At 64.4% G+C, this 20,340-nt stretch carries 16 protein-coding genes and 2 pseudogenes; 6 read left to right on the top strand and 12 right to left on the bottom strand.

Translation table 11 applies throughout. From position 1 onward, the window contains the following. Positions 1 to 18: 18 nt before the first annotated feature. From BLV92_RS21760 to BLV92_RS21725, 8 genes are all read right to left on the bottom strand, one after another. Positions 19 to 465 carry an acyl-CoA thioesterase gene (locus tag BLV92_RS21760; protein ID WP_090548673.1) on the bottom strand — a complete coding sequence of 149 codons (447 nt, stop codon included), beginning with the start codon at positions 463 to 465 and terminating at the stop codon, positions 19 to 21. A 143-nt stretch (positions 466 to 608) separates the two neighbouring features. Next, entirely contained in the window at positions 609 to 1,304 is a 696-nt protein-coding gene (locus BLV92_RS21755) for a phosphorylase (protein ID WP_090548671.1), read from the bottom strand. 17 nt (positions 1,305 to 1,321) lie between these two features. Then, positions 1,322 to 3,391 (bottom strand): squalene--hopene cyclase, encoded by a 2,070-nt coding sequence (gene shc, locus BLV92_RS21750; protein ID WP_090548669.1) that lies wholly within the window; start codon positions 3,389 to 3,391, stop codon positions 1,322 to 1,324. Beyond that, positions 3,388 to 4,656: a hydroxysqualene dehydroxylase HpnE gene (gene hpnE, locus BLV92_RS21745; RefSeq protein ID WP_090548666.1), complete on the bottom strand. Its 1,269-nt coding sequence runs from the start codon at positions 4,654 to 4,656 to the stop codon at positions 3,388 to 3,390. The genes shc and hpnE overlap by 4 nt, the downstream gene beginning before the upstream one ends. Then, positions 4,656 to 5,507, bottom strand: a complete 852-nt coding sequence (hpnD, locus tag BLV92_RS21740) for a presqualene diphosphate synthase HpnD (RefSeq protein ID WP_090548663.1) — start codon at positions 5,505 to 5,507, stop codon at positions 4,656 to 4,658. The genes hpnE and hpnD overlap by 1 nt, the downstream gene beginning before the upstream one ends. 198 nt (positions 5,508 to 5,705) lie before the next feature. Beyond that, on the bottom strand, positions 5,706 to 6,650 hold the full coding sequence (locus BLV92_RS21735) for a GGDEF domain-containing protein (protein ID WP_090548661.1): 945 nt from the start codon (positions 6,648 to 6,650) through the stop codon (positions 5,706 to 5,708). After that, positions 6,647 to 7,279, bottom strand: coding sequence for a chemotaxis protein CheC (locus tag BLV92_RS21730; protein ID WP_090548658.1), 633 nt, complete (start codon positions 7,277 to 7,279; stop codon positions 6,647 to 6,649). Before BLV92_RS21730 ends, BLV92_RS21735 begins: the two co-directional genes overlap by 4 nt. After that, on the bottom strand, positions 7,272 to 7,640 hold the full coding sequence (locus BLV92_RS21725; RefSeq protein ID WP_090548657.1) for a response regulator: 369 nt from the start codon (positions 7,638 to 7,640) through the stop codon (positions 7,272 to 7,274). The genes BLV92_RS21730 and BLV92_RS21725 overlap by 8 nt, the downstream gene beginning before the upstream one ends. Before the next feature lie 628 nt (positions 7,641 to 8,268). Between BLV92_RS21725 and BLV92_RS21720 the strand changes: the two genes are divergently transcribed. Further along, a complete protein-coding gene (locus BLV92_RS21720; RefSeq protein WP_090548654.1) occupies positions 8,269 to 10,575 on the top strand; it encodes a hybrid sensor histidine kinase/response regulator in 2,307 nt (768 codons plus the stop codon). 166 nt (positions 10,576 to 10,741) lie between these two features. Next, a complete protein-coding gene (locus BLV92_RS21715) occupies positions 10,742 to 11,752 on the top strand; it encodes a hypothetical protein (protein WP_090548651.1) in 1,011 nt (336 codons plus the stop codon). Between the two features lie 13 nt (positions 11,753 to 11,765). Here the strand turns inward: BLV92_RS21715 and BLV92_RS21710 are convergent, their stop codons facing one another. From BLV92_RS21710 to arsC, 3 genes are all read right to left on the bottom strand, one after another. After that, the gene (locus BLV92_RS21710) at positions 11,766 to 12,320 is read right to left on the bottom strand and encodes an NADPH-dependent FMN reductase (protein ID WP_090548649.1); all 555 of its coding nucleotides are present in this window, start codon (positions 12,318 to 12,320) and stop codon (positions 11,766 to 11,768) included. 328 nt (positions 12,321 to 12,648) lie between these two features. Further along, positions 12,649 to 12,786, bottom strand: a complete 138-nt coding sequence (locus tag BLV92_RS32165) for a hypothetical protein (protein ID WP_167627129.1) — start codon at positions 12,784 to 12,786, stop codon at positions 12,649 to 12,651. A 442-nt stretch (positions 12,787 to 13,228) separates the two neighbouring features. Further along, a complete protein-coding gene (gene arsC / locus BLV92_RS21705) occupies positions 13,229 to 13,588 on the bottom strand; it encodes an arsenate reductase (glutaredoxin) (RefSeq protein WP_090548646.1) in 360 nt (119 codons plus the stop codon). A gap of 433 nt (positions 13,589 to 14,021) precedes the next feature. Between arsC and parA the strand changes: the two genes are divergently transcribed. From parA to BLV92_RS21695, 3 genes and pseudogenes are all read left to right on the top strand, one after another. Beyond that, entirely contained in the window at positions 14,022 to 14,684 is a 663-nt protein-coding gene (parA, locus tag BLV92_RS21700; RefSeq protein WP_090548644.1) for a ParA family partition ATPase, read from the top strand. A gap of 24 nt (positions 14,685 to 14,708) precedes the next feature. Further along, a pseudogene (locus BLV92_RS33120) lies at positions 14,709 to 14,817 on the top strand (ParB/RepB/Spo0J family partition protein); the annotation flags it as partial. A gap of 56 nt (positions 14,818 to 14,873) precedes the next feature. Next, a pseudogene (locus BLV92_RS21695) lies at positions 14,874 to 15,773 on the top strand (ParB/RepB/Spo0J family partition protein); the annotation flags it as partial. Positions 15,774 to 15,892: 119 nt separating this feature from the next. Here BLV92_RS21695 and BLV92_RS21690 read toward each other — a convergent pair. Then, positions 15,893 to 17,254, bottom strand: coding sequence for a replication initiation protein (locus BLV92_RS21690; RefSeq protein WP_090548637.1), 1,362 nt, complete (start codon positions 17,252 to 17,254; stop codon positions 15,893 to 15,895). Between the two features lie 1,860 nt (positions 17,255 to 19,114). On the opposite strand from BLV92_RS21690, the gene BLV92_RS21685 reads away from it, so the two are divergent. Then, complete coding sequence (locus tag BLV92_RS21685; RefSeq protein WP_090548636.1) at positions 19,115 to 20,320, top strand: DNA-binding protein; 1,206 nt, start codon at positions 19,115 to 19,117, stop codon at positions 20,318 to 20,320. Positions 20,321 to 20,340: the final 20 nt, after the last annotated feature.

Here is a 20,340-nt window from a genome sequence, read left to right as displayed (position 1 = left end):
CCAGCGCGACGTCAAACGTCAGTGGGCCGCTTCGCGCTCGGCGGCCGGTTCCGCGACGCCGGTGACGGTCTGCCGATAACGCTCGTACGCCTCGTCCGCATAGCGGATCTGTTCGCGGCCGTGCGGCGCCGGGTTGCCCGCTTCGTCGAGGTTCACGAACACCATCCGCTCGACGGTCAGGATCTTCTTGCGCGTGATCTTGTTGCGCACTTCGCAGCGCAGCGTGATCGACGTGCGGCCGAAGTGCGTCGCCGTCATCCCGAGTTCGATGATGTCGCCCTGGCGCGCCGAACTGACGAAATTGATTTCCGACATGAACTTCGTCACGACGCGCTGGTTGTCCAGCTGGCAGATCGCGTAGATCGCCGCTTCTTCGTCGATCCAGCGCAGCAGGCTGCCGCCGAACAGCGTGCCGTTAGGATTCAGGTCTTCGGGCTTCACCCATTTCCGCGTGTGAAAGTTCATCTCTGGCATCCGTTCTGAAGTGATTCCACCCCGGCCTCAGTCGAAACCAAGGTTAACACCTAAAATCATACCATACGGATATAGGGTTAACCCCGATCAAAGCAAGAGAGGCAAAAATGCACTAGCGGCACGGTATGTTGCGGCTACAGAACGCCCGCGCGGCCCAGCACGCGGCGCGCTTCGATGAGCGTCGCGCGCGCCGCGCGCGCGTCGGCGGCCACCTGCAATAGCGCGCCGAGCTGCGCCGGTTGGCACGCGAGTTCGCGCAGCACCGGCAGGATCGCGGTCCGGCCGTCGTCGCGCAACCCGGCGGTCGCGGCGGACGGCAAGCTGCGCCACGCCGGATCGACGATCGCGCGACACACCGCGAACGGCACGCCGTGCGCGGCGGCGGCGGCCGCCGCGACGTGCGATTCCATATCCACCGCGAGCGCGCCGCCGGTCGAGCGGAACAACGCGTCCTTCGCGGCCGCGCCGGTCACCGGGGCGGCGACGGTCGCCTCGACGCCGCGCCGCATCTTCGCGGCGAGCGGCGACGCGCCCAGCGCGCCGGCCAGACGCCCGGTCCACGCGGAATCGGTCGCGACGCGGCCGAACGGCCCGTCGATCGCATCGGCAATCACCAGCGTGCCGGGCGGCAGGTCCGGCGCGAGGCCGCCCGCGGTGCCGAAGCTGATCACCCCCGACGCGCCGCGCGCGAGCGCGGCCGTCAGCGCGCGTTCGAGCAGGTCGGCGCGCGCGGCGAACACCGTCTCGACGCCTTCGCCGCGCGCGATCTTCGCCTCGAACGCCATTCCGGCGACCACGACCACCGGCCGCGCCCGACGCTCCGGGCGCATGGGGAAACTATCCACCGTCACATCCCGACCGTCACGCGAGTCGAGCCGTCGCGCTTCAGATTGCGGTAGCGGGCGAGCGCCCACAGCGGGAAGAACTTGCGATACCCGTGGTAGCGCAGATAGAACACGCGCGGGAAGCCCGTCGCGGTGAAACGCTCCTCGTCCCACAGGCCATGGTCGCGCTGCGTCGCCTGCAGCCACGCGATGCCGCGCGCGACCGCCGGATGGTTGACCGCGCCCGCCGCCATCAGCCCAAGCAGCGCCCATGCGGTCTGCGATGCGGTGCTCGCCGCCGGCTCATAACCGCGATAGTCGAGCTTGTAGCTCGTGCCGTCCTCGCCCCAGCCGCCGTCCTCGTTCTGGATCGCGACGAGCCACTGCACCGCGCGCTTCATCCGCGGATCGTCGTGCGGCAGGCCGCCCGCGTTCAGCGCGCACAGCGCGGTCCACGTGCCGTAGATGTAGTTCATCCCCCAGCGGCCGTACCAGCTGCCGTCCGCTTCCTGCTCCTTCAGCAGATAGTCGTACGCGCGGCGGGCCGGCTCGCTCGCGGCCGGCAGTTCGCCGATCTGCGCGAGCATCGACAGGCAGCGGCCCGACACGTCGGCGGTCGGCGGATCGAGCAGCGCGCCGTGGTCGGAGAACGGGATGTTGTTCAGGTAGTACTGGGTGTTTTCCGGCTCGAACGCGCCCCAGCCGCCGTCGCTGCTCTGCATCCCGACGACCCATTCGCGCGCGCGCGCGATCGATTCTTCGTAGGCGGACGACTTGTCCAGCGTGTCCACGCGCTGCATCGCCATCGCGACGACCGCCGTGTCGTCGACGTCCGGATAGTGCGGGTTCGCGTACTGGAACGCCCAGCCGCCGGGCCGCACGTCCGGCCGGCGCGAGATCCAGTCGCCGCGCACGTCGAGGATCTGCAGCGGGCGCAGCCAGTCGAGACCGCGCCGCACGGCCGCCTCGGCGCGCGGATCGCCGGTTTCGAGCAGCGCGTGCGCGGCGAGCGACGTATCCCACACCGGCGACAGGCACGGCTGGCAGTACGCTTCGTCGTCGTGGACGACCAGCAGCTTCTCGACCGACTGGCGCGCGATCGCGCGATGCGGGTGGTCGGCCGGGTAGCCGAGCACGTCGTACATCATCACCGCGTTCGCCATCGCCGGGAAAATCGCGCCGAGGCCGTCTTCTCCGTTCAGCCGCTCGTCGACGAACGCGACCGCCGCGTCGATCGCGCGCTGGCGCAGGTAGGTCGGGAACAGCGGGTCGGTGACGCGCAGCACGCCGTCCACCGCGCGGAAGAATGAGAACCAGCCCTTGCTCTGGTGCGGCGCGCGCGGCGACAGCCCGACCGTCACAGGCGCGCAGCGGAACAGCTCGTCGATGCGCACGCCGCGCGGATTGCGCGCGACCGGCCGCTTCGCGTTCAGCACCAGCAGCGGCACGATCACCGTGCGCGCCCAGTACGACACCTTCGACAGGTGGAACGGAAACCACTTCGGCAGCAGCGTGATCTCGACCGGCATCATCGGCACCGCGTACCACGACACGACGCCGAACAGCGCGAGCAGGATCCGCGTGAACACGTTCGACGCTTCCGCGCCGCCCGCCGCGAGAATCGCGCTGCGCGCGCGGACCATGTGCGCCGCGTCGTCGGCGTCGCCAATCATCTTCAGCGCGAAATACGCCTTCACGCTCGCGCTGACGTCCATCGCGCCGTCGGTAAACAGCGGCCAGCCGCCGTCCGGCAGCTGGATGCGCCGCAGGTAGCGCGCGATCTTGCGCTCCAGTTCGAGGTTCGCGGTCTCGCCGAGGTAGTGGACGAGCAGCACGTATTCGGCCGGAATCGTCGCGTCGGCTTCCAGTTCGTACACCCAGTGGCCGTCCGGCTTCTGCGCGGCGAGCAGCGCGTCGGTCGCGCGCGCAACCGACGCTTCGAGCGGATCGGCGGGCGCGGTCGGCGCGGCCAGTGCAGCCGGTGCATCGGCTTCGACAACGATCGGCGCGATATCCGCGGCGGCGACTCCTTCGATCAGGTCCGTCGCGCGTTCAGACGCGTCGGACGACAGGGGGTGGGATAAATCGTTCATCGGCGTTCCAGTGGTACGGTGAGGAGCCGATCCGCGGCCTTGCGGCCGGAGCGGATCGCACCCTCGATCGTCGCCGGCAGACCGGTAGCCGTCCAGTCGCCTGCGAGCATCAGATTGTTCCAGCGCGTGCGGGTTGCGGGCCGGCGCAGTTCCTCGTCGGGCAGCGCGGCGAAGGTCGCCTGCCGTTCGGTCGCGACCTGCCACGTCGGCATCGGGTCGGCCGGCAGCGACGTGGCGCCGGCGACGTCGGCCCACACGCGCCGCGCCAGTTCGTCGGGCGGCAGGTCCGCGAGCGCGTCCGCGCCGCCGATCGTCGCCGACAGCCGCCCGTCCAGGCCGAACAGGCGGCCGGCGGTGCCGTTCACGAGCATCGTCAGCGGCCCGAGACCGGTCGGCGGTTCGGCCGCGAAATGCACGTTGACGATCGCGCTCGCGCGGCGCGGCGTCTCTACGTCCGGCACCAGCGCGCGCGCCGCGTCCGGCGGCACCGCGAGCACGACCGCCTCGTTGGCGCCGAGCGCGACCGGGCCGTCGTCGAAATGCAGCGCGGCCACGCGCGACGACGCGCCGTCGAACGCGATGGACTTCAGCGGCGCGTTGAGCCGGATCGCCGCGCCGCCGTGCTGCAGCATCCGCAGCGCCGGATCGACGAACGCGCTGCCGACGCCGTTGCGCGCGACGAGCGGCCGGCACGCCTCGCCGCCGGCCACGAAGGTTTCGCGCACGAACGCGGCGGCCAGTTCCGCGCTCGCGTCGCGCGGCTCGACATTCAGCGCGGCGAGCAAAAACGGCCGCCACAGGCGGTTCCACAGCACGCCTTCGCAGCGCATCGTCTGCGCGAGCGTGCGGCCCGGTTTCGCGAACCACAGCGGCAGCAGCGACAGATAATCGGCCGCGCGCGTGCCCGGCACCCGGGCGTTCGGATCGAACGCCCACAGCGGCAGGCGGCCGTTCGACACGCGCAGCGTCCAGCGCGCGCGCACCGCGAGATCGACGAACGCGTACTCCGCCCGCTCGGGGCCGGCCAGTTCGTCGGCGGCGCCGATCGTGCGCACGTAGTCGAGCGTCGCATGGCTGCCCGACATCACCACGTGGTTGCCGCTATCGACGGTCGCGCCGAGCGTCCGGTCGTAGTAGGAACGGCAGCGGCCGCCCGCGTGGCCCGCGGCTTCGTGCAGCGTCACCTGGACGCCGCGCCGCTGAAGCTGGACCGCCGCTGCGAGGCCGGCGAGGCCGGCGCCCACCACGTGGACGAGCCGTGGCATCAAAACAGCGCGTACCGCGCGACGATCCACATCAGACGCGCCTTCGGCTTGCGAACCTTGGTGCGCGGCAGGTCGAAGCCGCGCTCGACCGTGCGCTCCAGCAGACACCGGTAGACGCCCGACATGATCCGCGGCGCCTTCACCTGCGCGCGCGGCGACGCGTCCATAATCGCGTCCGACTCGGCGAAATGGCGTTTCGCGCGTTCGACGAGCGTCGCGCACACGCGCGGCAGCGACGGATCGGCGGCGATCCCGTGCGGGTCGCCGATCGCGATGCCCTCGCGCGCGAGCAGTTCGCGCGGCAGGTAGCAGCGGTGGATGTCCGCGTCCTCGTCGATGTCGCGCAGGATGTTCGTCAGTTGCAGCGCGCGGCCCAGATGGTGCGACAGCGCGCGCCCCGGCTCGTCCTCCATCCCGAAAATCCTCACCGACAGACGGCCCGCCGCGCTCGCGACGCGGTCGCAATAGAGGTCGAGCGTCGCCTCGTCCGGCGCGCAGATGTCGGCGGCGGCGTCCATCGCCATCCCGTCGATCATCGCGTGGAAGTCGTCGCGCTGCAGCTGGAACGTGTGGATATGGCGCGTCAGCGCGGCGAGCGACGCGGGCGGCGTCCCGGCGTAACACGCGTCGATGTCCGCGCGCCATGCGTCGAGCGCCGCCGCGCGTTCGGCGCGCGGGCGGTCGCTGTCCGCGATGTCGTCGACCGCGCGGCAGAACGCGTAAACCTGGTACATCGCGTCGCGCTGCGCCGCGGGCAGGATCCGCATCGCCAGATAGAACGAGCTGCCGGACGTCACGGCGGCTGCGTCGGTTTGTTGTGTATCGTCCACGACGAGGTTGGAAACGGCCAAGACGATCTCCGCTGGGGGCACCCGCTCCGGGCGTTCAGATATTCGGGCCCGCGTCGCGCGGGTCGCCCGCGCGCGCGGACACGCGCGGGGCATCGGCTTCGGGAACGTCCCGTCCCCAAGACCGAAAACGGGCAAAAGTATACCAACCTTTGCCCGCAGTCGCAGTCGAACGCCGGTCGAGCCCGGAGCGGCGGCGGCTCAGGCGATCGCGACCGAGCGGTTGCGCCCCTGGCGCTTCGCGCTGTAGAGCGCGGCGTCAGCTTCGTGGATCAACGCGTCACAGCCGCTCACGCCGGCCCGGGCGGTGGCCGCGCCGACGCTCGCGGTCACCGGGACGGTCACGCCGTGCACCTCGACCGGCGCATCGCCGATCGTATGGCGAATCTTCTCCGCGACGAGGATCGCGTCGTCGAGCGGCGTCGCCGGCAGCAGCAGCGCGAACTCCTCGCCGCCGAAGCGCCCGAACGTGTCCTCCTTGCGCACGACGCCCTCGACGCGCTGCGCCATCACGCGCAGCACCGCGTCGCCGGCCACGTGGCCGAACTGGTCGTTGATCTTCTTGAAGTGGTCGAGATCGAACAGCAGCACCGACAGTTCGCCGCCATGGCGCTGCCAGCGCGAGAATTCCTCGTGCAGCCGCGCCTCGAAAAAGCGCCGGTTCGCGATGCCGGTCAGCCCGTCGCGGTCCGCGTATTCCTGCAGCTTCGCGACGGCCTCCTCGCGCTCGCGCTGCATGATGCTCAGATGCGTGACGTCGGACACGGTCACGCAGACCGCGACCACTTCGCGCTCGCGCATCAGCGGCATGAACGTGCAGTCCTGCTGCATGTAGTCCACGCCGCCGGTGATCGGCCGGTCGTGGTCGAAACGGAACAGGTACGGCCGCTGCTGCCACGAGCTGAACGCAAAGCTGCCGAGCCGGAACACGCTTTCGACCTTGCGCGCGAGCCACGCCTGCGGCAGGTCCGGGAACGGCTCGAACAGCGGACGGCCGATCACCTGCTCCGGTCCGAGCCCGCTGTGGTCCGCCATGAACCGGTTCCACATCAGCACGTTCAGCGAGCGATCCACGACGAAAATGCCGAAACCGACCCGTTCGACGACGAGATCGGACAACGAAGGCAGTGCGGCGTCGAGAGTCATATGTCGTGCAGAAGCGTATCGAGCGCGCGGCTCACGTTGCGGATCGACTCCTCGTCCATCAGCATCACCAGATGCGCGCGGAACCGCTCGTCCTCCAGCGTGAAATTGACCTCGATGAGGAGCGCCATGTCCCATACGAGCGTGTCGGTGCGGAACACGTCGTCGAGCGGAATCCTGTCGCCGAGCAGGTCCGGCGGCGAAAACACCGGCATGCGGCCGAGGTGTTCGAGGATCGACGACACGCATGCGCCGGTGATCAGGTTCGCGACGTCGAACACCAGTTCCTCGACCTCGATCATGTCGTCGTTGCCGTCGACCGGCTGCGCATAGGAGTCCTGCAGCAGCACGCCGAGATCCGCGATCTCGGTGCTGCGGCAGATCACCAGCGCCTCGCCCTTGATCTCCGAGCGAAAGCCCTGGCGCACCGCGGTCACCATGTCGTCGATGCCGGTCATTTCGCGCAGCGTGTCGGCCGCTTCGTCGACCCGGACGACGCGCACGCGCGGCACCGACAGTTCGATGAACGCGTTCAGCAGTCCCGACAGCCGCGTCGCCGCCTGGCCCATCCCCATGTTGGCGATTTCCTGCAGCGCATCGCGCTGAATTTCCGAGAGGACACTATCAGGCATACAACCCGTACTCCTTCAGGATGGGCAGCAGCGCTTCGGGGGTGACGGGCTTCGCGACGAACGCAACCGCGCCGAGCGCCCGCACGCGTTCCTGCGCGAGCGGCTGAACATCGGCCGACACGACGATCACGAACGCGTTGAGGTCTTCGCGCCGGATGGTTTCGAGCACCTGAAAACCGGTCAACTCGGGCATCGTGAGGTCGAGAAACAGAACCGCCGCGCGGCCGGCGCGGTACAGTTCGAGCGCCTCCCGGCCGTTCGACGCGTACGAAATCTCGACGTCCCAGTCGGGCGGCAACGCTTTCGTCAGCACCTTGCGGGCAAGCAGGGAATCGTCGGCGATCACAATGGGCAAAGGCATGAGCGAGCAGAACCGGTCGTAAGACGAAAACGCGCAGCGCCGTTCTGGTTTACGGCCTCGCGCGGACTTTCTTCATGCGCCGGGCATCGGCGCGACGCAGAAGCCGGGCGGGTAATAAGACGAGCGGGAACGACGAGCGGCATGCAGCAATCCGGCCCCGGCGCATCGAGCGCGCCGGTCTGTGCGCGCGGCAGGCGCCGATTGACCGGCGACCGCGACGACAAGGCCCTGCATGTCCAGTTGTCCACCCCGTAGTGGAACCCGTGCGGCTGCACGTGCGGCCCGGAAGCCGCGCGGCAACGGCGTCCGACGGTGGGCGGACGCGTGATTTTGGCGTGGCGAAGATTCTCGATTCAAAGCTGGCGGAATGCAACTCGCCGAAATTGGGATTCCGGATAAAAACGACTCACCGGGTACGGTTTCGAAAAATAATTCCTCCATTCGTCGGACGAAAGCCGATAATCGTCCCCTTATTTACGTTTGCGCTTCCGGCTTTTTCGCGGAATTGAGGCCACCCAGGCAAAACCGGCTGGCCGATGCAGAACGACCGTGCCGCCAGCCGCAGGCGATGCACGGCGGTCGTTTATGATGGCGAAAGCGCTTGCGCCCTACCCGTTCTTTTTTGCCCATGAATCCTGACCGGCCTGCCCCGCCCGCCGACCGCCCGATCGAGCCGCCGCGCAGCGACGACGCGCCGTTTCCCGCCGCGCCCGGCCACGATTTCGCGGTGCGGCGCCGGACGCTGATCGCGCTGCTCGTCGCCGCGATCGTGCTGCCGTGCGTGTACGTCGCCGCGATGGCGTACAGCGACCTGAGCACGCGCGAGGCCGATGCGACCGACGCGACGCTGCGCACCGTGCGCGTCGCGGAAGAGCATGCGCTGAAGGTGTTCGACATGAACGAGGCGCTCGACGCGCGCATCGTCGATCTCGTGCAGGGCCTCGACGACGAGGGCATCCGCGCGAACGAAGCGGAGATCCACGCGAAGCTCGACGCGATCGGCGGCGGTTATCCGCAGATCGCGTCGGTGTCGATCTTCGGCAGCGACGGCGACCTGCTCACCAGCAGCCGCTTCGCGCTGGTGCCGCCGGTTTCGATCTCGCAGCGCGACGACTTCGTCGGCATCCGCGACGGCCGCGTGATCGATCACGTGTCACGCGTAATGTACGGCAAGGTCAGCGGCGAAACCGTGTTCAACATGGGCGTCGCGCGCCGCGACGAACAAGGCGCGTTCGCCGGCATCGTGTCGGTCGCGCTGCGGCCCGGTTATTTCAGTTCGTTCTACCGCGATCTGCTCGGCGCGGCGTCGCCGATGGCGATGGGGCTGATCCGCAGCGACGGCGCGATCCTCGCGTATTACCCGACGCGCGCCAGCAGCCCGGACACGATCGACGCGAAGTCGCCGTTCGGCCTGGCGCTCGCGCGCGGCAGCGAAGCCGGCGTGGTCCGCATCCACTCGCCGGTCGCCGACGACAACCTGATCCTTGCCTACCGCCGGGTCGGGTCGTATCCGGTGTACGTGTCGTGCGGCTACCGCACCTCCGCGATCTGGGCCGCGTGGTACCGGCACCTGACGGTGCTGCTGCTGTCGATGTTCACGCCGTCGATCGCGCTGTGGGCGGTGATCTGGCTGTCACTACGCCGCCTCGCGGCCGAGGAGGAGGCGTGGGAGCGCTGGCAGGCGGAAGCATCGATGCGCCGCTCGATCGAGTCCGCGTACCGGCAGTCGCGCAAGATGGAGGCGCTCGGCAACCTGGTCGGCAGCGTGGCGCACGACTTCAACAACCTGCTGATGATCGTTTCGGCGAACGTACAGATCGCGCGGCGGCGCGGCGCGGCGGGCTTCGAGCGTGAACTGTCCGCGATGGAGCGCGCGCTGAAGAGCGGCCAGTCGCTGACGCGCCAGCTGCTCGGCGTCGCGCGCAAGCAGCCGCTGCGCAACGAGACGATCCACGTCGGACGCTGGCTGCCCGCCTGCCGCGAACTGCTGCGCGCGTCGCTCGGCGCGAAGGTGTCGCTCGTGATCGACGTGAACGACGACGTGTGGCCGATCCTCGTCGACGTCGCGGAACTCGAACTGGCGCTGATCAACCTCGCCGTCAACGCGCGCGACGCAATGCCGAACGGCGGCCGCTTCACGGTCCGCGCGCGCAACATCGGCTTCCGGCCCGGCGAGGGTTTCCCGCTCGACGGCGATTTCGTGCAGTTGTCGCTGGAGGACACCGGCGTCGGCATGGCGCCGGACGTGCTCGCCCGCGCGTTCGAGCCGCTTTATACGACGAAGCCGAAGGGCATGGGCACCGGGCTCGGGCTGCCGCAGGTGTTCGCATTCTGCGAACGCTCGGGCGGGCTCGCGGCGATCGACAGCGCGATCGGCGCGGGGACATCGGTGCATCTGTATCTGCCGCGCGCGCTCGCCGCGCCGGTCGCGGAGCGGCCCGCGCCGCCGCGGCCCGACGTCGTGCGGCCGCAGCACGGGCTTCGCGTGCTGCTGGTCGAGGACAACGACGAAGTAGCCGCCGGGACCGAGGCGCTATTGCAGATGATGGGCCATCAGGTGACCTGCGTAAGCGACGCGGCGGGCGCGTTGCAGCGGATCGACGCGACGCGGGCGACCGGTGCGCACGACGAGATCGGCGAGATCGCGGAAGGCTCGCCGCCGCCGTTCGACCTCGTGATCTCCGATATCCACATGCCGGGGACGATGAACGGGATCGATCTCGCGGAAGCGGTGCAGCAGATGAAGCCTAAGCTGCCGGTGATCCTCGTGACCGGTTACGCGGAGGAACTGGAGCGCGCGCGCAACGTCGACGTGCGCGTGCTGTCGAAGCCGTTCGACATCGCGCTGCTCGAACGCATGCTGGAAGAGATCCGGCGCGATCAGGCGCCCGGCTCGCGGCCGCGCGGGAACGTCGAACGCGACACGACGTTGTAAAAGCGACGTCGATGACGTACCGGGCAACACGCCCGGTTTTTCCGTCCCGCCGCGCCCATTGGGCCGCGGGCGTTCCGGCACGGCCGTTGCACAAAGGCAGGAACTCGCGACGCGCGATTCCGCCCGATGCCGCGAGTCCGCGACACGGATCGCGAAGGAGCAAGCCATGCGACAGATCGTGACCGGTCTCTACGAGACCTACGACGACGCGCGGCGCGCGCAGGACGCGCTGCTGCTGAAGGGATTCGCCGTCACCGACATCGAATTGCCGGTGCCGGGTTCCGCGGCGGACACCGCCACGGGCGGCGCGCACGGCGGTGGGCTGATAGCCGGCATCGAACGCTTCGTTGCCAGCCTGTTTTCGGGCAGCCATGCGCCGTCGGCCACGCCGGATCCCACGGGTACGTCGGCATCGGACGAAGCTGCGCGCGCGGCGTCGTTACGGTTCGCACTGCAACGCGGCGCGGTGCTGATCGGCGTGCGCGTGTTGGACGATGCGCATGCGGCGGTCGCCCGCGACACGCTGGTCCAGCAGCAGGCGATTCAGGTCGATACACACGCGTCCGACTGGCGGCTCGCCGCGCCCGATCCCGACACGATGCGCGAGCATTCGGCGCTCGACGAACTCGGGATCGGCGGGATTGCGGACGCGCTCCGCGGCAAGCACGGCGAAACGGCATCGGCGACTGCCGTGCCGGACGACGCAACGCTGCGCGCGCGTTACGACGCGCTTCGCGAGACCGAGCCGCCGCCCTCGCCTCCGGGCCGGCCCGACGACGACGCGGCAGTGACCGCGTTGACATCGGCGAGCGCACCCGGCGCGGGCGCGGTGATGAGCGGCGGCGTCGGCGAACGAGACGTGTCTGCCTCAGCGCAGCCGCTGGAAACACCGGACGAGTACGTCGAATACGAAGAGGATTTTCGCGGCCACCATGCGGCGCGCTATAGCGAGGACGACGTGCCGTTCGAGCGGTATCAGAATGCGTACCGCTATGGCGCGGGGCTCGCACAGGACGCTCAGTATCAGGACCGCTCGTGGGACGACATCGAACCGGACGCGCGCCGCGGCTGGGAAACGCTGACGCCGGGCATCGCGCCCCTTGCTGCGTGGCACGACGTACGCGATGCGGTACGGCACGGATGGGAACGCGCGACTGGCCGAACTGGCAGCGAGTGATCGGGTATCGCGCCTAACGTGCGATCTGGCGCTTGACCCAGACGGAGTAGCGATCGACGAAAGTTTGCAGGAACTTCCGGGTGCTTTCGTCGAGGATCGCGCCGCTTTCGCCGATCTTCGAGGCATCGTGCTTGATGAACATCTCAGGCTGGCCGAGTAACGCGACGTCGAGATACGCGAGCACGTTCCTCAGATGCTGCTGCGCGAGCGCCGTGCCGGTCGCTCCCGGCGACGTGCCGAGCACCGCGCCCGGCTTGCCGCTCCACGCGCTCTTGCCCCAGGGCCGCGAGCCCCAGTCGAGCGCGTTTTTAAGTACGCCGGGGATCGGCCGGTTGTATTCGGGCGTGACGAACAGCAAGGCGTCGGACGATTCGATCTGCTGCTTGAAACGGAACGCGACGTCGGGAAAATCGGCATCGTAGTCCTGACAATAGAGCGGCAATGCGCCGATATCGACGAAGTCGAACGCGAAATCGGCCGGCGCAAGCGAGATGACCGCGCGGGCGAGTTGTCTGTTGAATGAGTCTTTCCGCAGGCTGCCGACTACAACGGCTATTTGACAGGTCATTTCTGTCCCCGGTTACGCGCTTGAAGCGCGGTAGATCGAGGGTTCCATGATAGGCAAACCGCGGGGAAGGTTTGTCAGGCGCGCACAGCCATGCTGTGGATAAGCGGCCGACTTGCTACGTTATCCACAATTTCCGGGGACAACCTTGTGGAAAACATCGCCGCAACGGCGGCCTGGCGGGGCTTTAATCGGGGTTCGAGTTCGATGGGTTGGCCAGTTTGGCAGCGGGCCGCCCCCTTCTTCGGGCACTGTTTTTGTTTTTATCGTTTGAATTCTTTCCGGTCGTACGTGCTGCGCTTTGGCATGGCGCGCAGCACGCCCGCACCGCTCAATGACCGAAAAACACGTTGCAGTACGACGCCGGCCCGGTGCACTCCGATTGAGACGGCGTATCCGCGCGAGCGACGCTGAAAGTAGCAGCAAACAGCGCGGACGAGGCAATCAAGACAGCAACGAGGCGTTTCATGGCGATACTCCGGATCTGGTGAAGCCGATCGACGAATTTCGATCGTGAGCGGGAGCATAACGATCGAAATTTTGAGTAAAAACCCCATGAAACGGAAGATATTTGGTCGGGATTGGTAATAATCCGGAAGGGCTGGGAGCGGGAGATTTGCGCCGGGGCCGGTCTCAGGCCCGCCAAGGCTAGTATAAGAAGGACTGGCAACTTGGTGAATCAATTGTCGCCGCGCGCTGTTTTTTCATAATCAGCAAAAATCAGTTGCGACTGTTGAAGGAATGATCGACGTCCGCGGTTTCGCTCACGCGGCTGGTTGATTCTGTCTATCGATGAACAATTTATATAAATCGAACAGGTTTTTACCGGCGCCCATTCTTTTAGGGTTCCGGAGTCGCGTGTTTGGACGGCTTCATGGGTCGCAGATGCCGAAAGGCATCTGCGGACTTCATCACTCGAAAAGGCTCGCAATATTTTCCGGCGGACGACCGATCACGGCACGACCAGCACGTACAACGATCGGCCGTTGCAGCAGAATCGGATGTTTGGCAATCGCCTCGTAAATTTGGTTATCCGTTACGTCTGATGTATCGATACCGGCGTCGCCATATTCAGCCTCGTTGCTGCGAACCATTTCCAGAATGGGGCAGCCGAGCATCCGATGTAAATCGGCTAATTGCTGAACAGTCAGCGGCTGCTTGAGATATTCGATAACGTTGACCGTTTCTCCGCTCGCTCGACAGGCTTCCTCGACGAGACTGCATGCTGCACGCGACTTGGAGCAGCGCGGGTTGTGATAGATGGTGATCATGGGCCTAAAACGATAGCAAGTTGGACGACGACACTCTGGTGAGCGCGATGGAGAATTTTAGGGCAATGGCTGCTCGATGCTCGATCCGATCTGGAATGTCGCCAAGTCCACGGAATACAGCCTTTACGGAATTCGCCCCCGCCGTCCCGCAAGAACAATACATCTTTGCTGCGGACTCCCGATACGAGCTGCCTGTGCAACCGGCGGACACGTCGCCTGAATTTATGCGCATAAGGACGAGCTATCGTGTGCGCCCCTGAAGAACGTTCGTTCCGGCAACCGCTAACCAATGTTGCGAGGCGACGCTCCCTGATGCCGCTTTATGCGCATAAACCCCTGCCGATTGACCAACTTGTAGTTACACGACAACGAAAATCATTGAATTGAAATTCATCCACGGTAAAATCCGTCGATCGGAAAAGGAGAACTCCAATTGGCGGCAGAGATCATCGCAGTCACTCAACAGAAGGGCGGTGTCGGCAAAAGTACGATAGCCATGCATCTGGGCGCGGCCTTTCACGAAAAGGGGAAGAGGGTCCTCGTTGTCGATGCCGACGGTCAAAATACGCTGATTCATTGGGCTAGCGCATCGATCGACGGCGACACCGGCATTCCTTTTCCAGTCGTCAATCTTGCGGAAGCCGGTGGGCAGATTCACCGCGAGATCAAAAAATTCATCGGAGACTACGACATCATCGTGGTCGATTGCCCGCCGTCGATTACCGAGAAAGTGTCCGGCGTCGTGCTGCTTGCGGCATCGGTCGCGGTAATCCCAACGTCATCTTCGCCCGCGGACTATTGGTCCAGTGTCGGCCTCGTCAAGCTGATCCAGCAAGCACAGGTAATGAACGAGGATCTCCGCGCGGTATTCCTTCTGAACAAAACCGAGGAAAAGCGAATGTTGACCCGCGAGTTGAAGCGTGCGCTGGAAGAACTCGGCTTCCCGCTCCTGAAAACCCAGATACCGACTCGCGAAGCCTATAAGCAGGCCATGGCGCTCGGCCAAACCGTTCTTCAGATGAACGACCGCGGCGCAAAACTCGCCAGTTTCGAAATCCGGGCGTGCGCGGACGAGATCGCCGCGCTGCTTCCGTGACTTTATGCGCATAAAGGACCCTGAATGAAACCCTCTCAGTTCGCAAAAGGCTTCCAGGCGCGGCCGGATATCACCAGCAGCGAAAAACGCACGGCGCTCGATCGACTCAATGCGATCGATGGACTCGTGCAAGAGAAATCGCAGACTCGCAGCACGTTGAACCAGCCCAGCCCGCCGGAAGTGACCACTCCTGGGGTCGACGCCGCCGCCGAAATTCCAATCGAAAACGAATCAGCAGAATATCGTGCGTGGCGCGTCGAGCACGGCTATCGCCCGGGTCAGGTTATTGAACTCCCGCTCAAAGCCATCAAGCCCAGTCCGTTCAATCCGCGGCATTTCTACCTGAAATCGTCGATCGCCGAACTGGCCGTGAATCTTGCGAAGCAGGGGCAGCAGCAAGCCATTCACGTCATTCCTGACTATGGGAATCCGGGCAATTATTTCGTCAGCGACGGCGGCCGCCGTGTCCGTGCGCTGAAAGAAGCGAACAAGGAAACCGTGAAGGCGATCGTCATCGATCTGCCGATCGGCATTGAAAGCTACAAGCTGGGCTACGACCTCAACGTCCAGCGCGACTCGCAAACAGTCTTCGATAATGCGGTGGTCTGGAGGCGTTTTCTGGACGAAAGCCACTTTCAAAGTCAGAAAGAGCTGGCGGAGCATCTGGGGCTCGACGAATCGACGGTCGCTGTTGCGCTATCGATCGCTAAACTGCCCGAAGTGGTCATGCAGGAGATGGTGGCAAGAACGGATCGGTTCGGCTCGAACATGGCCTACCAGGTCGGCCGCTATCACACCGCGCGCGGCACGGATGCGACGCTACGCCTGATCAACCGGATCCTGTCCGATGATCTGAGCACGCGTCAGGTCGCGGACATCGTGAAGGGAAGGGCAAACACGCAGGAAAGCCCGAAACCCGCCGGCCGGCAGCGCTATGCACAGCGCCTCGAAATCAAGCTTGATGGCGCGTCAGTCGGCGACCTGAAATCCTATGGGGACGATCGGCTCGAACTACGGCTAAAGGGACTGTCAAAAGAGCGCCGGGACGACATCCTTCGGCAAATCGAACAGATACTTCAGGCGAAGTAACGAGATAACTCAGAGCAATTTTTGGATGGGCGATACAGGCCCATCCCAGCAGGCCACCCGCCCGACTCTGCTGTCGCAGCGAAGGTGGCCGCTATCCTCTTAGTTACAACGAAATAAAATCACGCAGCCCGAGACTGGCTCAGCGTAAAGGCGAGAAGGTCGCCATCCGTCGGATCTCCCCATGTTTTGCGGGCAAGCCAGTCGAAAAATGCCGTTTCAGCCAGCTTCGACTCCAGTCCACGGCGACGCCAATCGGTGCGCAAATGAGCCCCCAGCCCGGGCAACTCATCCGACTCGAACGACTGACGCGCCAATTCGCGCTCGACCTCGCCTTGCTCGTCGTAGAGAGCCTGCGCTTCCCGTCGCCGGTACGCCGAGTACTCACCGAGAAGACGAGCCTTCAGATCGTCCGCCGGCGCAGCACCCGCCGCAATGGCCTTACCGCCCACGGCAGCCGCAGACGGCGCCTCTTCAACCGGCGGCGCGTAACCCTTCTTCAACGCATCCTTGAACAGCGCCGGGGCACTGCGAACTGGCGGCAGTGTGGTGCTCCGCATTCGCTGCTCGGTCATCTGCAATGCGGCACGAATCCGGTTCTCCTCGCTGTCCGCATACAGCGATTGCGCTTCCTTCAGCGGGATGCCGATCTTCACCATGCGATCGACCAGCGTACTGTCGAACACATTCGGATGTTCGTCGAGCGCCAGCATCGGCTGCTTCCGCTCGGTCACGCGAAACTGGATTTCCGCGACGCGCCGCCCTTCACGATGCTCGATCAACTCGACGAAGATGTTCGTCACCGCGTTCACTTCGGCGATCGCCGGCCGCAGGTAATCGCGCTTGAAGTATTTGTATTCGCGCTTGGCCTCGTCGCCCGCCTCGGTGTCGGGCGTACCGGACAGAATCGGCCGCCACCATTCCCACGTCTCACGCATCGTGAGATGACTGGGATTAGTCAGGTAACGAACGCAAATCTCGTACAGCGCGAGACCCGCGCTGCTGCGCAACTGACTCTGGAACTGGAGGCTCAAACGCGCGTACTGAACCGGATCGAGCAGCTTCTTCTTGATCTTCGGCGCGAACGAAAACTCGACCCAGACGCGACGCGTTGCCGGATCTTCGAGGATTTCCGCGTCCGCGATCAGCGTCGAGATCCCCCACTTGCGCCCGGGCTTCTGGCTGGACGTCCCCTGGCTCCATTCGACCTGCACCGACACCATGCGACGCAGATGCTCCTTGACGAGCGCAGTATCGTTGGAATCGAACGCCGAGTTGGCCACGATATCGGACAGAAGCGCGCGATAGGTGTCCCCCGACTCGTCGGCCTGCTGGGCGACCGCGAGCAGCACGTTGAACAGCTTGCGGGTCAACAGCGTGATCTTGCCGCTCTTCGGTTGAATCGCAATCGCCTCGACGGCCTTGCGCAATTCCGCCGAACTGGGGCTTACCACATCGGTTTTCTTCACGCGCTTCGTGGCCATGCGTCGGATCGAGGAGAGATTTTCGCGAAAGGATACCGCCTGTGGTGATAGGCGTCTATAGGGGTACTCTCACCATTGCGGGTGAATCGCTGCTGCGATGGAAAACTCACCGCGGGTCGATCCTGCAAAGGCTCACCGTCAACGTGGACGTGGATTTGCACGAAGCTTTGCAGGTTGCGGCTAGCGATGACCCAGGGTCATTTGCCCTTCAGTCAAATGGTGTCGATCGATTCCTGTATTGACTCACCTAAAAATTTCTTGCCGCAACGGCACTCTGCGTCACATTTTTTTAGCCGCAGTCTCATCTGAAACAGTCTGCCTGTTGGGTCGGCCACGCAAAAACCTGCCCAGGAACGCTGCAAAATTCATCGAACCCACCCACGACCAACTCCGGACGTCGTCCGAACCAGCAAGCACACCCCAAACGTTTCCATCGAGCACCCCGCAGCGTCATCGGCAGCAGCCGGATTGAGAACTCCCGAAAATCCTCACCGTTATCCGCCTACGAGGCCTATCCCACGTGCCTCTCTCCAGTTTATTGCTATCCGTGAACGGGTTTGGGCTCCCGGAAAACCTCACCTACAGACTGGAAGAGCGTCCGCAGCGCCCACCAGAACCGCCTCCCGAAAAAGCTCACAGTAGAACTGTAATGAGCAAAAAATCAATGGATTCCGCAGCTTATCCACAAACACGCCGTCACCCACACCGGATGTCCTTCCCGGAAACGCTCACCGTTAAAGAAGACAGACGACATCGAAAGGCTCGTACCGACCAGGCAAGCGTCCTCCTGAAAATGCTCACCATCCGAACCCATCCCCGCTTGGCGACTCTCTCGCAGTTCACCGTAATTCGGGCTTTCCAGCGCAGCGACCACGAATTTGCTCCTGAAAAGGCTCACCGTTCAACGACGACACCCTATTGCAGCATCCCGAAAATCCTCACCTTAACGGATCGGGACACTTCAAATGAGGGTTGCGAGAAGTGTGTCGCAATGGCCCCGCAAAAGCTCACCTCAAGCCTGGCGCACCAGGCCGGCGCCCATCGCGGCACCTCTTCTCAGGCCGAACATCCCGCCTGGCTACTCCTGCAAACACTCACCTCAACGCCAAAACGAGCCCAAACAGGCCGAATTTCCAGCCGAAATCCCGAAGAGGCTCACCCACAACCGGCATTTTTTCCCGTTTTAGCTCACCTCATGCTCAAAACGACGGCACAACCCGGCCCAAAACGACCCTGTTCAACGTTCCCGTATCCTCTCACGACAGAAAATCAGCTCGATCGCTGGACATTCCCACTACGAAGCGCAGTTCGCCGGCGGTCCCCCCGAAAACGCTCACCTGTCGTCAGCTCATCGAAAACAGCGGGTCCTGAACCCGCTCACGTCCTGTCCCGCAGTGGCTCACCCAGGTCCCCGAACCCCATCACTGAGACGTCCCGTAGCGCCTCACCTTCTATCCTGCAAAGCTTCACCTTGTCTGCCGGAAAGCCTTGCTGGATAAGGCTTAGCCGTGGCGTTAACGTCTTTAACCAGTATCAAGGGTGTTTACTTTTATTACTCTCAACACCGAGACCCGCGAGTTTTCCTGAGGACAAAGCCTCCAGACGCCACCGCGCCGGAACTGCGCTTCCGTGAAACATTCGACGAACAAGGACCAGATCGAAAAGTTTTATAAAGATCAATCGGTTATCAATCGATGTTCACTTTGTTTCACGACTTCTGGAACACGATGTAGATCTGGACGAGCGAGAATCCACCATCGGCGATATTTCAAGCCTGCAGCAACAGCAATCGCATCGAAAGGTAACAAATAAAACGTATTTTGTTATTATCGATCCGTTTATACGCTCAGCAGGCAAGCCATGGCTATCGACGATGATCGTCACGCGATTCGCGAAGAACTGGAAGAACTGAAAAAAAACGGCGCCCGCCGCCAGGAACTGTCCATCCATGCCTGCAAGCGCCTGTTCTTCGACCTCGGTATCCGGCCGTCGATGGCGACAGTCCGTGAACTGACCCAGACCGGCAGCGCCAGTGACATTCCGAAAGACATCGAACTCTTCTGGCAGCGGATTCGCACCGCGTCCAAAGTCCGCATCGGCGCGGGAACACTACCGCCAACATTGCAGGAAAAAGCTGGCGAACTACTCGGTGCGTTGTTCGACGAAGCACTCGCGCATGCTCACACCGCGTTCGAAGCCGAACGAGCCGATCTCGACGCAGACCGCACGAAGGCCGCGCAGGACGTCCGCGATGCCGAAGCGCGTCGCGCCGCAGCCGACGAAATCCTGCAACGCAGCGAAGCACGTGCCGAAGCAGCATGGACCCGGGTCCGCGAACTGGAAAGCCAGCTCGCCGCGTCCGCGGCTCAAGGCGTGTTCCATCACGACGGTTTACAAACAACCGTTCGCAAACTCGAAGCGGAAAACGAAGCGCTACACAAGCGGATCGACACCGAGCAGGCAACCAACGCGAGCTTGCGCGACCGGATCGACGCGCTGCACGAGGACATGCGCAAAAGCACCGAGCACTATGCGCAGCAGATCAAGGATGCATTGGCCGAAGCCGAGCGACGCGTAAAACCGATGCTCGTTGAACTGGACTCGCTGCGCTCGATGGCATCGACGTGGCAAGCCGGTCAGCGCGAAGCCAGCAGAAAGGAATTCGATTTCATCCAGCAACTGGCGAGCGCAAAGGCCCGTGCCGACCGGCTCGACGCGCAGTTGCGCGAGCGATCCGACGAAATCGACGCGTTGACCCGCCAGGTAACCCGGCTGCGAGGTCAGCAGAACGTCGATGCGTCGGTTGCCGCCGTGTTATGCGAACTCGCGGCCGCCGGCCGGTTGAACGAAGAAGAACTTGCACGAATCGGCACGGCGGTGGATGGCCACGTCGAGCTGCCTGCGCATTGCCCGAAGTGCCGCGACGGCGAACCGGAGCTTTCACAGGTGGGCGAGCATTATGAGCTGTCGTGTCCGGAATGCGAGCATTCCTCCGGAGCGGGCAATTCGCGGCTCGAAGCCGTTACCCGGTTTTTGCAGGGTAACGGAGAACCGACTGTCGCGTGAAGCAGCACAAAACGAAAGAT

It is taken from the genome of Paraburkholderia caballeronis, assembly GCF_900104845.1.
GTDB classification, from domain to species: domain Bacteria; phylum Pseudomonadota; class Gammaproteobacteria; order Burkholderiales; family Burkholderiaceae; genus Paraburkholderia; species Paraburkholderia caballeronis.
Note: the sequence above shows the minus strand (reverse complement) of the source record. Positions and strands in the feature narration are given on the sequence as shown.